A 13758-nucleotide genomic window follows, 5' to 3' on the forward strand; every position below is an offset into this window, starting at 1 on the left:
CTCCCGAGGCCCCTTCCGCCTTTTCCGTCACCCGCCGTAACCGGCCCCACGTTCGATCGTTGTTCAGTTCGAGAGGCGCGCGGGGGTGGGTCTGGTGCGCGGAAAGAGGGGGAATCATGCCGGCCAGTCCGTACACCCGGGAGCGCCTCGCAGAGGCGGCTTCGTCTTCGCAGACGCTCTCGGAGGCGTTACTCAAGCTCGGGGTGGATCCGAAAGGGGTGTCGCGGCGGTACCTCCATGATCGAATGAGGTCAATGGGCGTAGATACTTCACACTTTGAGCGTGAAGGGACGCGCTGGACCAAGGAGCTCCTCGAGGATGTGGTGGCGCTGTCGACGAATATGTGCGAGGTCTTACGACGGCTCGGTCTCGACCCCGTAGGCGGCCAGCACACCCACATCAGCCGACGCATCCGGAACCTGGGGATCGACACTTCGCACTTTTCTCCGATCGGCCGGAGGAAAACCAAGGCTCGTCGGCGGTGCAACCCCCAGGAACTCCTTGTGCACGCGGAAAACCCCGGTCGACGAACGCCGAGCAACCGGCTCAAGGCTGCAATGCTCGCGCTCGGGGCGGATGAGCGTTGCGCTGTCTGCCGTACCGGGCCCGTCTGGCGCAACCGCCCGCTGCCGCTGGAGGTCGATCACATCGACGGAAACTGGCGTAACAACTGTCGGGAGAATCTGCGGTTTCTGTGCCCCAATTGCCACTCGGCCACGGATACTTACCGGGGGCGCAACAAGGGCATCTGCGCCCGGGGCTCCGGAGCGACGCAATGAGCGACAGCATGCGCTACACCCAGGCATTGTTGACCGAAGCCGCAAGGCAATGCACGAACATTGACGAAGTCATCGCGTTCTGCGGTGGCCGCTCCTACCATCAACTGCGGCGGCATCTGTTCAGGCGCTTCGAACACTTCGGAATCGATGTATCGCACTTCAAGCCCGTCGCACGGTGTGCCATTCATCGCCGCCGTCCCAGCAGGGAAGCCCTTCAGGAATCCGTCAGCGCCTCGCCTTCCATCGCTGCCGCCCTGCGGCATCTGGAGAGGCCCGACGACTCTCGCAGTCGCGCGCTGTTCCGTCAGTGGGTATCCGACTACGGCATCGACACGAGTCAGTTCCTGGGGCAGGCGCATATGCGCGGGAAGCGGGGGACCACACCGGTCAGGAGTCCTGAGCAGATACTCGTCAAGCACTGCGGTGAGCGTCGGACACGAACCGTGATGCTAAGACGAGCCCTGCGGCAGATCGGCGTGCCCGAGCGTTGCACCGAGTGCGGCACCGGCTCTGTTTGGCGTGGGAACCCCATGACTCTGGAGGTCGATCACATCAACGGCGACTGGAGCGACGACCGGCTCGAAAACCTGCGGTTACTGTGCCCCAACTGCCATGCAGTCACCGACACTTGGTGCCGGGGCGGTCGACGGAAGCGGTAGCTCCCGTGGCGCGTGCACCACCCAGTACTATGGCTGTGACGAGCGGCCGTGCTGGAATTGGTGAGACAGGCTGGTTTTAGGTACCAGTGCCTTCGAGGCGTGAGGGTTCGAGTCCCTCCGGCCGTACATCGTGGATAGAAGGCCCGGCCCTGCGGTAACGCAGGGCCGGGCCTTTACCTCGTGTGCGTGAGCGGCTTCAGCCCAACAACTCCCGCACCACCGGTGCCAACGCCCGGAACGCCTGGCCGCGGTGGCTGATGGCGTTCTTCTCGTCGGGGGTCAGTTCGGCGCAGGTACGGGTGTCGCCGAGGGGCTGGAGGACGGGGTCGTAGCCGAAGCCGCCGGTGCCGGTGGGGGCGTGGCGGAGGGTGCCTTCGAGCCTGCCCTCGACGACGCGCTCGGTGCCGTCGGGGAGGGCGAGGGCCGCGGCGCAGGCGAAGTGGGCGGCGCGGTGTTCCTCGGCGATGTCGGCGAGCTGGGCGAGGAGCAGGGCGAGGTTGGCCTGATCGTCGCCGTGCGTGCCGGCCCAGCGGGCGGAGAAGATGCCGGGGGCGCCGCCGAGGACGTCGACACACAGGCCGGAGTCGTCGGCGACGGCCGGGTGGCCGGTGGCCTCCGCGAGGGCGTGGGCCTTGAGGAGGGCGTTCTCGGCAAAGGTGACGCCGGTTTCCTTGACGTCGGGGATGTCGGGGTAGGCGTCGGCGCCGACGAGGTCGACGTCGAGGTCAGCGGCTTCCAGGATGGCCCGGAGTTCGATGACCTTGCCGGCGTTACGGGTGGCGAGGATGAGGCGACGGGGGCTTGCGGGGCGTCCACCGGTTTGAGGCTGCATGGGGAGTGATTATCCCGGTGTGCAGATCTTGGTCATTTCATGGGCCCCGTCGACGATCGGCTGGATGTCGGGGGCCTTGTTGCTGTCGAGGGCCTTGCGGGCGGCCTTGATGCCGTTGTTCGTCTTGTCGACGGCCTGGGACAGCTTGGGGTCGTTCGCGTCCTTGCTGAGCTTCTTCAGGTTGGCGTCGATGTTGTCGAGGGCCTGCTCGGCCTTCTGCGGATCGGTGAGGGCGTTGTCCGCGGCCTGCTGGAGTTTGTCGACGGCGTTGACGACGGAGGTGGCGGTGTTGGCGCAGTCCATGGCCTTCTGGACCGCTCCGCAGGCGGAGAGCAGTGGTATCGCGAGGGTGGCGGCGGCTAACGCGGCGAGTGCGGTGGTGGCGGGGCGACGGTGCCGGCGCGGGCGCGGGGCCATGGTGCGGTTCCTTCCCTTGGGTCATGCTCGGGCAAAGGAAGAAACGCGGTGCGGGGTTGTTTGGTTGCCCGGGGGCCGGGACCGGGGGCGAGGATCGGACACCGGGGCCGGGAAGTGGGGGCCGGATGGCCGGGGCCGGGAGCCGGGGGCCGGACGGCCGGGAGCCGGGAGCCGGACGGCCGGGACCGGGAGCCGGGAGCCGGACGGCCAGGACCGGGAACCCAAGGGCCGGACACCCGGCACCGAGAGCCGAGGACCGAGCAGCCGGGAAACAAGAGCCAGGGGCCGGACACCCGGCACCGGCAGCGGAGGCCCCGACAGCCGGGACACCCGGGCCCCGGATCCCCGGCCCAGACAGCCGGCCAACCTGCCAACCGGCCAACCGGCCAACCGATCAGATGAGGCCGGTCTGGGTGAGCAGCATGGCGAGGACGACGACGAGGGTCCAGCCGAGGATGTTCTCGAGGAGCCGGGAGTCGTCCTGGGGCCCGCCGGTGCGGGCGCGGACGCGGGGTGCGGTCACGGCAGTCGTGGGCATGGATCCACCATGCGACGCCGGCGGGGGCCTTTTCCAGAGAGGGACGCCCCATGAGAAAAGGGTCACAGGGGGAGGTCCGGGTCCTCCCCCTGTGGTGCGTGGCGTCAGTGCGGTGGGCGGGCCCGCCGCCGTGCGCTCAGAGCGTGCGGGCCAGTGCCGCCCGCTGGACCTCGTCGAGCTCGGCGCAGCCGGCGACGGCGAGGTCGAGGAGGGAGTTGAGTTCGTCGCGCGCGAAGGGTTCGGCTTCGGCGGTGCCCTGGACCTCGACGAAGCGGCCGTCGCCGGTGCAGACGACGTTCATGTCGGTCTCGGCGCGGACGTCTTCCTCGTAGCAGAGGTCGAGGAGGGGGGTGCCGCCGACGATGCCGACGCTGACGGCGGAGACGGTGCCGGTGAGGGGCTTGCGGCCGTGCTTGATGAGCTTCTTGCCCTGGGCCCAGGTGATGGCGTCGGCGAGGGCGACATAGGCGCCGGTGATGGCGGCGGTGCGGGTGCCGCCGTCGGCCTGGAGGACGTCGCAGTCCAGGACGATGGTGTTCTCGCCGAGGGCCTTGTAGTCGATGACGGCGCGCAGGGAGCGGCCGATGAGGCGGCTGATCTCGTGGGTGCGGCCGCCGATCTTGCCGCGTACGGATTCGCGGTCGCCGCGGGTGTTGGTGGAGCGGGGCAGCATCGAGTACTCGGCGGTGACCCAGCCTTCGCCGGTGCCCTTGCGCCAGCGCGGTACGCCCTCGGTGACGGATGCGGTGCAGAAGACTTTGGTGTCACCGAAGGAGATGAGGACGGAGCCTTCGGCGTGCTTGCTCCAGCCGCGTTCGATGGTGACCGGGCGGAGCTGTTCGGGGGTGCGGCCGTCGATGCGAGACATGGCGTAGACCCTATCGGGAATGGCGAGGGCCCCACTCCGGGGCGGTGGACCGTCCGGTGCGGGGCCTTCGGGAGCGGCCCGGAGGCCGGCTCGTCAGCTCACATCATGTCTTCGATCTCGGCGGCGATGGGGTCGGCGTCGGTGCCGATGACGACCTGGATCGCGTTGCCCATCTTGACGACGCCGTGGGCGCCGGCGGCCTTGAGGGCGGCCTCGTCGACGAGCGAGGAGTCGACGACCTCGGTGCGGAGGCGGGTGATGCAGCCCTCGACCTCTTCGATGTTGTCGAGTCCGCCGAGCCCGGCGACGATCTTCTCAGCCTTGCTGGCCATGTCCACTCCTGCTTGTCTCGGCCGCCGGCGGTTCCGCCGTGCGGTTTTCACACCGTAACGCACGTTCAGCCCAACAATATGGGCGTTTGTCCGCTGTCTGACGAAGGATGACGGTCACCGGAGTGCACACCGGGGACGGTGGGCACCACAAGTGGTCTACACCACCAGTATGCGGCAAGCACGAGGTCGGTTGTCGACGGGCCGACTGCCGGGAGGACACGGATGAGTTCGAACGCGGCGGCGGCGGCACCGGGGAAGAACTGGGCGTCGAATCTCTTCCAGGGTTTGCAGAAGATGGGGCGCAGTCTGCAGTTGCCGATTGCCGTCCTGCCCGCTGCGGGGATTCTCAACCGCCTTGGCCAGCCGGATGTGTTCGGCGCGGACGGGCTGGGCTGGGACGCCGTCGGCAAGGTGTTCGCGGCCGCGGGCGGTGCGCTGCTGGATTCGGGGCTCGGGTTGCCGCTGCTGTTCTGCATCGGTGTGGCGATCGGTATGGCCAAGAAGGCGGACGGGTCGACGGCGCTGGCCGCGGTGACCGGATTCCTCGTCTACTTCTCGGTCATGCATGCGTTCCCGGCGGGCTGCTCCGCGGGGCAGACGTACACACAGGCGGGCCTGTGGAGCGGGGTGTGCGTGGACAAGACGCAGACGGTGACGCCGGCCGCCTTCCAGAATCCGGGGGTGTTCGGCGGCATCGTCATGGGGTTTCTGACCGCCTGGCTCTGGCAGCGCTTTCACCGGGTGAAGCTGGTGGACTGGCTGGGGTTCTTCAACGGCCGCCGGCTGGTCCCGATCATCATGGCCTTCGTGGGCCTGGTGTTCGCGGTGCTGTGCCTGTTCGTCTGGCAGCCGATCGGCGATGCGCTGACGAGCTTCAGCGAATGGCTGTCGGGGCTGGAGGCGTGGGGTTCGGGGATTTTCGGTGTCGCCAACCGTGCGCTGCTGGTGATCGGCCTGCATCAGTTCCTGAACACCTTCGTCTGGTTCCAGTTCGGCAGTTTCACCAAGCCGGACGGCACGGTCGTCCACGGTGACATCAACCGGTTCCTGGCGGGCGATCCGGATGCGGGGCAGTTCACCACGGGGTTCTTCCCGATCATGATGTTTGCGCTGCCGGCCGCGGCGCTGGCGATCGCACACTGCGCCAAGCCGCATCGGCGCAAGGAGATCGCGGGCATGATGCTGTCGGTCGGTCTGACGTCGTTCGTGACGGGTGTGACCGAGCCGATCGAGTATTCGTTCCTCTTCGTGGCGCCGGTGCTGTACGCGATCCATGCCGTGCTGACGGGTGTGTCGATGGGGGTGAGCTGGGCGCTGGGGGTGCACGACAGCTTCAGCTTCTCGGCGGGTCTGATCGACTACGTCATCAACTGGGGGCTGGCGACCAAGCCCTGGCTGATCATTCCCATCGGTTTGTGTTTCGCGGTGGTCTACTACGCCCTCTTCCGTTTCGTGATCACGAAATTCAATCTGGCGACGCCCGGCCGCGAGCCGGATGAGGTGGGGGACGCCATGGAGCGGGAGAACGTGAAGTAGCGGGACGGGCAGGGAGCAGGGCGGGCGCGACGGCGCCTGCCGGGGGGTGCGCACCGGCCCCCGTCCGCCCTTCCGTGCCGCCTCCGCCGGCCCCCGGGTTCCACCGCCCGGGGGCCGGTCGTCGTGTGGTCCACACCACTTGGAAGAATGGATTCCTTTATGTCGGGGCTACGTGCTAAGAATGGTCTAAACCACTAGTGGTTTAGACCAAGGTGCAGACCAAGCGCGGGCCGTTCCCCCCTTTTGAGTGCCCGCCTCACCAGGAGGAATCCGATGAGTTCGGCCACCGCCACGCAGGCGGCTCCCGCGAAGAAGCGGGGCTCCGGCCTGTTCCAGGGCCTGCAGAAGATCGGCCGCAGCCTCCAGCTGCCGATCGCCGTACTGCCCGCCGCGGGCATCCTCAACCGCCTCGGCCAGCCGGACGTCTTCGGCGAGAAGGGCCTCGGCTGGATCGACGTCAGCAAGGTCTTCGCCGCCGCCGGCGGCGCGGTCTTCGACAACCTGCCGATGCTGTTCTGCATAGGCGTCGCCATCGGCTTCGCGAAGAAGTCCGATGGCTCGACGGCGCTCGCCGCGCTGGTCGGCTTTCTGGTCTACAGCAATGTCCTCAAGGCGTTCCCGGTCACGGAAGGCCATATCGAGAAGGGCAAGTGGGTCGAGCCGGTCCTCAACAATCCCGGCGTCCTCGGCGGCATCATCATGGGCCTGCTCGCCGCGGTCCTGTGGCAGCGCTACCACCGCAAGAAGCTGGTGGACTGGCTGGGCTTCTTCAACGGCCGCCGGCTCGTCCCGATCATCATGGCCTTCGTGGGCACCGCCGTCGGCGTGCTCTTCCTGCTGATCTGGGAGCCCATCGGCAGCGCCATCTCCAGCTTCGGCGAGTGGATGACCGGCCTGGGTGCGGGCGGTGCCGGCCTGTTCGGTCTGATCAACCGCGCGCTGCTGCCGATCGGGATGCACCAGTTCGTCAACACCGTCTCGTGGTTCCAGCTCGGTGACTTCACCGACGCCGCCGGCAAGGTCGCGCACGGCGACATCGGCCGCTTCTTCGCCGGTGACCCGTCCGCCGGTCAGTTCATGTCCGGCTTCTTCCCGATCATGATGTTCGGTCTGCCGGCCGCCGCCCTCGCCATCGCGCACTGCGCCCGCCCCGAGCGCCGCAAGGCCGTACTGGGCATGATGATCTCGCTCGCGCTGACCTCCTTCGTCTGCGGTATCACCGAGCCGATCGAGTTCTCGTTCCTGTTCATCGCCCCGGTGCTGTACGCGATCCACGCGGTGCTGACCGCCCTGTCCATGGCTCTCACCTGGGCGCTCGGTGTGCACGACGGCTTCACCTTCTCCGCCGGCTTCATCGACTACGCGCTGAACTGGAACCTGGCCACCAAGCCCTGGATGATCATCCCGATCGGCCTGGTCATGGCGGCCGTCTACTACGTGCTGTTCCGCTTCGCGATCACCAAGTTCAACCTCACCACCCCGGGCCGGGAGCCCGAGGAGGAGATCGAGGACCTGACGAAGGCGTAAGCCGCGCAGGCCACGGCACAGGAAGGGCCCCGGAACCGCAGCACGGTTCCGGGGCCCTTTCGTCGTGGCGCGCGGCGCGCCCCGCTCAGATCTCGTAGACCGCGCCCGCCTTGGCGACCTCGACCGGCCCGTCGTAGACCTTCTGGGCGTCACGGACGCTGATGGCCGGGTCGGTCCACGGCGGGATGTGGGTCAGAACCAGCCGCCCCGCACCGGCCCGCCGGCTGATCCCGCCGGCCTCCCGGCCGTTGAGATGCAGGTCCGGGATGTCTTCCTTGCCGTAGGTGAAGGACGCCTCGCACAGGAAGAAGTCGGCGCCGACGGCCAGGCTCTCCAGCGCGTCGCAGGGGCCGGTGTCGCCGGAGTACACCAGGGACCTGCCGCCGTGTTCGAAACGGAAGCCGAAGGCCTCCACCGGATGGCTGACCCGCTCCGTGCGGATCGTGAACGGCCCGATGGTGGAGGTGCCCGGCGTCAGGGTGCGGAACCCGAAGACCTCGCTCATCGCCCCGTCGTACGGCAGATCGGCGTGCGCGACGGTCAGCCGGCGCTCGGTACCGGTCGGCCCGTAGACCGGCATCGGCGCGCAACGTCCGCCGTCCGGGCGGTAATAGCGCACGACGAAGTAGCCGCACAGGTCGATGCAGTGATCGGCATGCAGATGCGACAGGAGTACGGCATCCAGGTCATAGAGGCCGATGTGGCGCTGCAGCTCGCCCAGGGCGCCGTTGCCCATGTCGATGAGCAGCCTGAAGCCGTCGGCCTCCAGGAGGTAGCTCGAACAGGCCGATTCCACGGAAGGGAACGACCCCGAGCATCCGACGACAGTGAGCTTCATAGCGGGCGTGAACCTCCGTGGGCGGGGGCGGCGGTCGGCAGGTCCATGCCGGGGATCCCGGCGGGGCCTTGCCGGGTTGTGCCGGGTCCTTGGCGGTCGGTGCGGTGCCCACGAGCGTAAGGCGCAAAAGGTCCTGTGGCTCCTCCAGCGGGGCGAGCTGTGGGCGGAATCACCAGTCTGGGCTGTCGCCCCGTACGCCCGTACGTAGTGGCCGGGGCCGCCCGGCATTCCGCCGCGCCCCCGAGGGGGCCGGCCGCCGTGGCGGGGGGACGGTTCTGCGGGCGCCCGGCCTTCGGGGGCGCACCCCCGGGAAAGCGTCCCCCCGCCGCGGCGCGGAGCCGCGACGGCGGGGATCCGGCGGCATACGTACCGGGCACGGCGAGCACGTTCGGCCGATCCGACGCCGGTCGGCTACGCCCAGAGCTGGCCGTGCAGCGTGGCGATCGCCGCTTCCGTGGTCTCGGCCGTGTAGACGCCGGTGGAGAGGTACTTCCAGCCGCCGTCGGCGACGACGAAGACGATGTCGGCGCTCTCCCCCGCCTTGACGGCCTTCTTGCCGACACCGATGGCGGCATGCAGCGCCGCGCCGGTGGAGATGCCCGCGAAGATGCCTTCCTCGGCGAGGAGTTCACGGGTGCGGCGGACCGCGTCCTCGGAGCCGACCGAGAAGCGGGTGGTGAGCACGGACTCGTCGTAGAGCTCGGGGATGAAGCCCTCATCGAGGTTGCGCAGACCGTAGACGACATCGTCGTAGCGGGGCTCGGCGGCGACGATCCGGATGCCGGGGACCTGCTCGCGCAGATAGCGGCCGACGCCCATGAGCGTGCCGGTGGTGCCCAGACCGGCCACGAAGTGGGTCACGGAGGGGAGGTCGGCGAGGATCTCGGGGCCGGTGGTGGCGTAGTGCGCACCGGCGTTGTCGGGGTTCCCGTACTGGTAGAGCATCACCCAGTCGGGGTGCTCGGCGGACAGCTCCTTGGCGACCCGGACGGCCGTGTTGGAGCCGCCCGCCGCCGGCGAGGAGATGATCTCGGCGCCCCACATGGCGAGCAGCTCGCGCCGCTCGGACGAGGTGTTCTCCGGCATGACGCAGACGATGCGGTAGCCCTTGAGCTTGGCCGCCATGGCGAGTGAGATGCCGGTGTTGCCGCTGGTCGGCTCCAGGATGGTGCAGCCGGGGGTGAGCCGGCCGCCCTTCTCGGCCTGCTCGATCATGTGCAGCGCGGGCCGGTCCTTGACCGAGCCCGTGGGATTGCGGTCCTCCAGCTTCGCCCAGATGCGGACGTCGTCGGCCGGGGACAGGCGCGGGAGGCGGACGAGAGGAGTGTTCCCGACCGCCGCCAGCGGGGAGTCGTACCGCACGTCAGACCATTCCGCCGGCCACTGCCGGAAGAATCGTCACGCTGTCGCCGTCGGCGAGCTTGGTGGAGATGCCTTCCAGGAAGCGGACGTCCTCGTCGTTGAGGTAGACGTTCACGAAGCGGCGCAGCTGCTCGCCGTCGACAATGCGCTCGCGGATGCCGGTGTGCCGGCTGTCCAGGTCGGCGAAGAGGTCGCCGAGGGTCTCTCCGCTGCCCTCGACGGCCTTCTCGCCGTCGGTGTAGGTGCGCAGGATGGTGGGGATTCGGACCTCGATGGCCATGAGAGTGCTCCTGTCGGAGTGCGGTGGCGGGGGCTGTGCGTCCCGTGTGCACGGCGCTATGGCGTGCGGGGAGGGCGTCGGGTGACGCCGGACGTGCGGGGCTGTGGGAGGCGCGCGTCGCGCGGCCGTACCGGCCGGGTCAGGCGGCTGCGCAGCGCGGACAGATGGCGCTGGAAAGGCGGCACAGATCCACGTGCAGCCGTGCGGCTCCGCAGCCGAACGCGCCCAGCAGTGCGGATGCGGAGCGACGCGTGGCGAGCGGAGCGAGCAGCTGCATGCCCGGCCTCTTCTCACTCACGTCGTGGTCAACCATGCGGTCATCGTATCGATTCCCGGTCCGGGTATTGGAACCTCGTCCCATGATGCGGACGATTGGTGTACACCAGGTGGGACGACCTCAGGAGTAGGCCGCCACGACCTCGACCTCTTCCTCGGTGACCTCGCCGTTCACGATCCGGTACGAGCGGAACTGGAAGGGCCCGGCGTCGTCGGTGTCGGCGGTGGAGACCAGGACATAGTGGGCGGCGGGCTCGTTCGCATAGGAGATGTCGGTGCGCGAGGGGTAGGCCTCGGTGGCGGTGTGCGAGTGATAGATGATCACCGGCTCCTCGTCCCGGTCGTCCATCTCGCGGTAGAGCTTGAGCAGGTCGGCGGAGTCGAATTCGTAGAACGTGGGCGAACGGGCGGCGTTCAGCATCGGAATGAACCGCTCCGGGCGGCCGCTGCCGACCGGTCCCGCGATCACGCCGCAGGCCTCGTCGGGGTGGTCCTGGCGGGAGTGCTCGACGATCCGGTCGAAAAGCGCCTTGGTGAGGGTCAGCATGGCGCCAAGAATAAACAGCGGGCCCGCGCGTACCGAAGAGTGGTACGCACGGGCCCGCATGCTGGACGATCGGGGGGATTCGCCCCGTTTGCGTCCGGGAGGTGCCTCAGCCCTTGGTGTTCTTGGTGGAGGCGTCCTGCGGTGCCGCGCCGGCCGTCAGGCCGTTCGCCGCGTCCCGCCGCTTGATGCAGAGGTAGCCCACGCCCAGGATCAGCGCCCACACGGGAGCCGCGTAGAGCGAGATCCTCGCGTCCGGGTCGACGCCCATCATCACGATCACCATGGCGATGAAGGCCAGCGCGAAGATCGAGGTGAAGGGGCTGCCGGGGGCCTTGAACTCGGACTGCGGCAGCTCGCCGCGGTTCGCCTTGGCGCGGTAGCGCAGCTGCGAGGCCAGGATGACGATCCACGCCCACATACCGGAGATGGTGGCGAAGGAGACGACGTAGTTGAACGCCTCACCGGGCCACTGGTAGTTGATGTAGACGCCGAACAGCATCATCGCGACCGAGACGCCGGTGCCCCAGGTGGGCAGGCCGTTCTTGCTGAGCTTGGTGAAGAACTTCGGGCCCTGGCCGTTGAGCGCGAGGTCGCGCAGCATCCGGCCGGTGGAGTACATACCGGAGTTGGCCGAGGAGAGCGCGGCGGTCAGCACGACGAAGTTGACGATGCCGGCACCGGCCGGCAGGCCGATCTGCTGGAAAGCGGCGACGAAGGGGCTGACGCCCGGCTTGAAGACCGTCCAGCTGACGACGGACAGGATGATGATCAGCGCACCGATGTAGAAGAGGCCGATCCGCCACGGCACGGTGTTGATCGCCTTGGGCAGGACCTTCTTGGGGTTGGTCGCCTCGCCCGCGGTGACGCCGACGAGTTCGACCGCCAGGAAGGCGAACATCACGATCTGCAGCGTCATCAGCGTGCCGCCGATGCCCTTGGGGAAGAAACCGCCGTGGGACCACAGGTTGGTGAAGGAGGCGGTGTCACCGGCGTCGGAGAAGCCGAGGGTGATCACGCCGAGGCCGATCAGGATCATGCCGATGATCGCGGTGACCTTGACCATCGAGAACCAGAATTCCAGCTCACCGAAGATCTTCACGGAGATCAGGTTGATACCGAAGAGCGCGACGGTGAAGACCAGCGCCGCGGCCCACTGCGGTATGCCCTTGTTCCAGTACTGCACATACGTGGCCGCTGCCGTCACTTCGGTGATGCCGGTGACGACCCAGAACAGCCAGTACGTCCAGCCGGTCACAAAGCCGACGAAGGGGCCGAGGAATTCCCGGGCGTACTCGGAGAAGGAGCCGGAGACGGGCCGGTACATGAGCAGTTCGCCCAGGGCCCGCATGATGAAAAAGATGACCAGACCGACGATGGCGTAGGCGAGGATGATGCTCGGCCCGGCCATCGAGATCGCCTTACCGGCTCCGAGGAAGAGGCCGGTACCGATGGCGCCACCGATGGCGATCATCTGGATCTGACGGTTTCCCAGACCTCGCTGATAGCCCTCTTCGGGGGGGTGCTCAGCTGCCTCGCTGCCGTCGTGTTGCTTGTCGACCTGCACAGAGGTCATGTGTGGTGCGCCTTTCTCCATACCGACCCGGTCTGTCCGGATCGGGTCCCGATCCCCCCGGATGGAGTTCCTGCACGCCGACGGTCGGCCGGCACAGCGCTCCCGTGGCGACAGGGGTGGCGTCACTCACGGCAGGTCGTGAACATGTATCACGGCGTCTCTTGGACCGCCTAGGGATGGCGTGAATCAAACCACGAGATAAAGAGGACAAGAACCCCGAAGTGCCGCAATTCACATGGGGGTGGTGACGCGATCGTTATCCGGATTTGAGCATCCGCTGAGCGAACGCCGCGGAAACAACCGGGGCAGTATGCCCGAATTTCAACCCATCAGGGACTCGACGAGAGTCTCCTGGAGCCCGCCGAGCCAGAGGTAAGCCATCACCATCGGCTTGCGCGGGTCGCTGTCCGGGAGCCGCAGCAGCTCTCCGCCGTCCTCTTCATCGGTTACTTCAAGCCGCGTACCGATGGCCAGCCTGAGGTCGTTGAGGGCCCCCAGCCACTGCCGGCACTCACCGGCGTCGAGGCGGAGCATCGCGCTGTCACCGGCGGGCGCCAGCGTGTCCAGCGCACGGATCAGCGCCAGGGCGTCCTCGCGCTTGCGCGAGCGCAGATCGTTCTCGGTGTAGCGGCGGAATTCGGCGGAGGCGGCGCGCACATCGTCGTCGGGGACGAGATCGGGTCCGCCGTAGGCGTCGGGGAAGAAGCGGGCCAGCACCGGGTCGGCGGGCGGCTCGCTGGGGCCGTCGTTGAAGATCGAGGCCAGCAGGTCGTCGCTCTCGCTCTCCCCGGCCTCCTCGCCCGGACCGATCAGCTCCATCAGCTGGACGGCGAGGCTGCGCAGGATGGAGATCTCGACCTCGTCGAGGGGTACGGCGGCGCCGCCGCCCGGCAGCGGCTCGAAGTGCCCGGTCATCGGCGGTCCTGCTGAAGGGTCGCCCACAGGCCGTAGCCGTGCATGGCCTGCACGTCGCGCTCCATTTCCTCGCGGCTGCCGCTGGAGACCACCGCGCGTCCCTTGTGATGGACGTCGAGCATCAACTGGTGCGCCTTGTCCTTGGAATAGCCGAAGTACGACTGGAAGACATAGGAGACATAGCTCATGAGATTGACGGGGTCGTTGTGGACGATCGTGACCCACGGGACGTCGGGTTCGGGGACCTCGTAGGGGGCCTCGCTCGACTCGGGCCGCTCGACCTCGACCGGGACACTGAGGGTGCAGCGATGCGGCCGGAGCGTAATCGTGGGTGACGGGTGGGCGCTCACAGGCCCCATGCTGCCACCCGGGGGCGGGCGACGCACAAATGCCCCTCGCGCGGGCCGCGTCGGCGGGCCGGGCGCGGCGGCCGCCGGGGGCACCCCGAGGCACCCGACCCGCTATCGTCAAAGTGACGA

The 13758-nt window shown here is 68.0% G+C and carries 17 protein-coding genes and 1 tRNA gene; 5 read left to right on the top strand and 13 right to left on the bottom strand.

What is annotated here, in order from left to right; all coding sequences use genetic code 11:
* Positions 1-116 precede the first annotated feature (116 nt).
* The 3 genes from ACGFWI_RS20020 (at position 117) to ACGFWI_RS20030 (ending at position 1564) form a co-directional block, all read left to right on the top strand.
* Positions 117-779, top strand: a complete 663-nt coding sequence (locus ACGFWI_RS20020) for an HNH endonuclease (protein ID WP_393907299.1) — start codon at positions 117-119, stop codon at positions 777-779.
* Entirely contained in the window at positions 776-1438 is a 663-nt protein-coding gene (locus ACGFWI_RS20025) for an HNH endonuclease (protein WP_393907300.1), read from the top strand. The genes ACGFWI_RS20020 and ACGFWI_RS20025 overlap by 4 nt, the downstream gene beginning before the upstream one ends.
* Positions 1439-1480: 42 nt before the next feature.
* Positions 1481-1564: transfer RNA gene (locus ACGFWI_RS20030), tRNA-Leu, on the top strand.
* 70 nt (positions 1565-1634) lie between these two features.
* Here ACGFWI_RS20030 and rdgB read toward each other — a convergent pair.
* The 5 genes from rdgB to ACGFWI_RS20055 form a co-directional block, all read right to left on the bottom strand.
* Positions 1635-2270, bottom strand: a complete 636-nt coding sequence (gene rdgB, locus ACGFWI_RS20035) for an RdgB/HAM1 family non-canonical purine NTP pyrophosphatase (RefSeq protein WP_393907301.1) — start codon at positions 2268-2270, stop codon at positions 1635-1637.
* A 9-nt stretch (positions 2271-2279) separates the two neighbouring features.
* On the bottom strand, positions 2280-2687 hold the full coding sequence (locus tag ACGFWI_RS20040) for a hypothetical protein (protein ID WP_393907302.1): 408 nt from the start codon (positions 2685-2687) through the stop codon (positions 2280-2282).
* 394 nt (positions 2688-3081) lie between these two features.
* Positions 3082-3225 carry an SCO1431 family membrane protein gene (locus tag ACGFWI_RS20045; protein WP_393907303.1) on the bottom strand — a complete coding sequence of 48 codons (144 nt, stop codon included), beginning with the start codon at positions 3223-3225 and terminating at the stop codon, positions 3082-3084.
* 136 nt (positions 3226-3361) lie between these two features.
* A complete protein-coding gene (rph, locus tag ACGFWI_RS20050; RefSeq protein WP_393907304.1) occupies positions 3362-4093 on the bottom strand; it encodes a ribonuclease PH in 732 nt (243 codons plus the stop codon).
* Between the two features lie 98 nt (positions 4094-4191).
* On the bottom strand, positions 4192-4431 hold the full coding sequence (locus ACGFWI_RS20055) for a glucose PTS transporter subunit EIIB (RefSeq protein ID WP_393907305.1): 240 nt from the start codon (positions 4429-4431) through the stop codon (positions 4192-4194).
* Between the two features lie 216 nt (positions 4432-4647).
* Between ACGFWI_RS20055 and ACGFWI_RS20060 the strand changes: the two genes are divergently transcribed.
* On the top strand, positions 4648-5961 hold the full coding sequence (locus ACGFWI_RS20060) for a PTS transporter subunit EIIC (RefSeq protein ID WP_393907306.1): 1314 nt from the start codon (positions 4648-4650) through the stop codon (positions 5959-5961).
* A 273-nt stretch (positions 5962-6234) separates the two neighbouring features.
* Positions 6235-7488, top strand: a complete 1254-nt coding sequence (locus ACGFWI_RS20065; protein WP_393907307.1) for a PTS transporter subunit EIIC — start codon at positions 6235-6237, stop codon at positions 7486-7488.
* Between the two features lie 85 nt (positions 7489-7573).
* Here the strand turns inward: ACGFWI_RS20065 and ACGFWI_RS20070 are convergent, their stop codons facing one another.
* The 8 genes from ACGFWI_RS20070 to clpS form a co-directional block, all read right to left on the bottom strand.
* Positions 7574-8326, bottom strand: coding sequence for an MBL fold metallo-hydrolase (locus ACGFWI_RS20070; protein ID WP_393907308.1), 753 nt, complete (start codon positions 8324-8326; stop codon positions 7574-7576).
* A gap of 411 nt (positions 8327-8737) precedes the next feature.
* Entirely contained in the window at positions 8738-9688 is a 951-nt protein-coding gene (locus ACGFWI_RS20075; RefSeq protein ID WP_393907309.1) for a PLP-dependent cysteine synthase family protein, read from the bottom strand.
* 1 nt (position 9689) lies between these two features.
* Positions 9690-9968, bottom strand: coding sequence for a MoaD/ThiS family protein (locus ACGFWI_RS20080; RefSeq protein ID WP_393907310.1), 279 nt, complete (start codon positions 9966-9968; stop codon positions 9690-9692).
* A gap of 139 nt (positions 9969-10107) precedes the next feature.
* Complete coding sequence (locus tag ACGFWI_RS20085; RefSeq protein ID WP_393907311.1) at positions 10108-10281, bottom strand: putative leader peptide; 174 nt, start codon at positions 10279-10281, stop codon at positions 10108-10110.
* An 84-nt stretch (positions 10282-10365) separates the two neighbouring features.
* Complete coding sequence (locus ACGFWI_RS20090) at positions 10366-10791, bottom strand: Mov34/MPN/PAD-1 family protein (RefSeq protein WP_393907312.1); 426 nt, start codon at positions 10789-10791, stop codon at positions 10366-10368.
* A 106-nt stretch (positions 10792-10897) separates the two neighbouring features.
* A complete protein-coding gene (locus ACGFWI_RS20095) occupies positions 10898-12364 on the bottom strand; it encodes an amino acid permease (RefSeq protein ID WP_393907313.1) in 1467 nt (488 codons plus the stop codon).
* Between the two features lie 321 nt (positions 12365-12685).
* Entirely contained in the window at positions 12686-13279 is a 594-nt protein-coding gene (locus tag ACGFWI_RS20100; RefSeq protein ID WP_393907314.1) for a DUF2017 domain-containing protein, read from the bottom strand.
* Positions 13276-13629 carry an ATP-dependent Clp protease adapter ClpS gene (clpS, locus tag ACGFWI_RS20105; protein ID WP_393907315.1) on the bottom strand — a complete coding sequence of 118 codons (354 nt, stop codon included), beginning with the start codon at positions 13627-13629 and terminating at the stop codon, positions 13276-13278. The genes ACGFWI_RS20100 and clpS overlap by 4 nt, the downstream gene beginning before the upstream one ends.
* Between the last annotated feature and the right edge of the window lie 129 nt (positions 13630-13758).

It is taken from the genome of Streptomyces sp. NPDC048434 (assembly GCF_043200375.1).
Lineage (GTDB): Bacteria > Actinomycetota > Actinomycetes > Streptomycetales > Streptomycetaceae > Streptomyces.

Bases quoted from the DNA above. Each gene is read 5' to 3' on its own strand.
- ACGFWI_RS20020 (WP_393907299.1), top strand. From the start codon at position 117: ATGCCGGCCAGTCCGTACACCCGGGAGCGCCTCGCAGAGGCGGCTTCG.
- ACGFWI_RS20025 (WP_393907300.1), top strand. From the start codon at position 776: ATGAGCGACAGCATGCGCTACACCCAGGCATTGTTGACCGAAGCCGCA.
- rdgB (WP_393907301.1), bottom strand. From the start codon at position 2,270: ATGCAGCCTCAAACCGGTGGACGCCCCGCAAGCCCCCGTCGCCTCATC.
- ACGFWI_RS20040 (WP_393907302.1), bottom strand. From the start codon at position 2,687: ATGGCCCCGCGCCCGCGCCGGCACCGTCGCCCCGCCACCACCGCACTC.
- ACGFWI_RS20045 (WP_393907303.1), bottom strand. From the start codon at position 3,225: ATGCCCACGACTGCCGTGACCGCACCCCGCGTCCGCGCCCGCACCGGC.
- rph (WP_393907304.1), bottom strand. From the start codon at position 4,093: ATGTCTCGCATCGACGGCCGCACCCCCGAACAGCTCCGCCCGGTCACC.
- ACGFWI_RS20060 (WP_393907306.1), top strand. From the start codon at position 4,648: ATGAGTTCGAACGCGGCGGCGGCGGCACCGGGGAAGAACTGGGCGTCG.
- ACGFWI_RS20065 (WP_393907307.1), top strand. From the start codon at position 6,235: ATGAGTTCGGCCACCGCCACGCAGGCGGCTCCCGCGAAGAAGCGGGGC.
- ACGFWI_RS20070 (WP_393907308.1), bottom strand. From the start codon at position 8,326: ATGAAGCTCACTGTCGTCGGATGCTCGGGGTCGTTCCCTTCCGTGGAA.
- ACGFWI_RS20080 (WP_393907310.1), bottom strand. From the start codon at position 9,968: ATGGCCATCGAGGTCCGAATCCCCACCATCCTGCGCACCTACACCGAC.
- ACGFWI_RS20085 (WP_393907311.1), bottom strand. From the start codon at position 10,281: ATGGTTGACCACGACGTGAGTGAGAAGAGGCCGGGCATGCAGCTGCTC.
- ACGFWI_RS20090 (WP_393907312.1), bottom strand. From the start codon at position 10,791: ATGCTGACCCTCACCAAGGCGCTTTTCGACCGGATCGTCGAGCACTCC.
- ACGFWI_RS20095 (WP_393907313.1), bottom strand. From the start codon at position 12,364: ATGACCTCTGTGCAGGTCGACAAGCAACACGACGGCAGCGAGGCAGCT.
- ACGFWI_RS20100 (WP_393907314.1), bottom strand. From the start codon at position 13,279: ATGACCGGGCACTTCGAGCCGCTGCCGGGCGGCGGCGCCGCCGTACCC.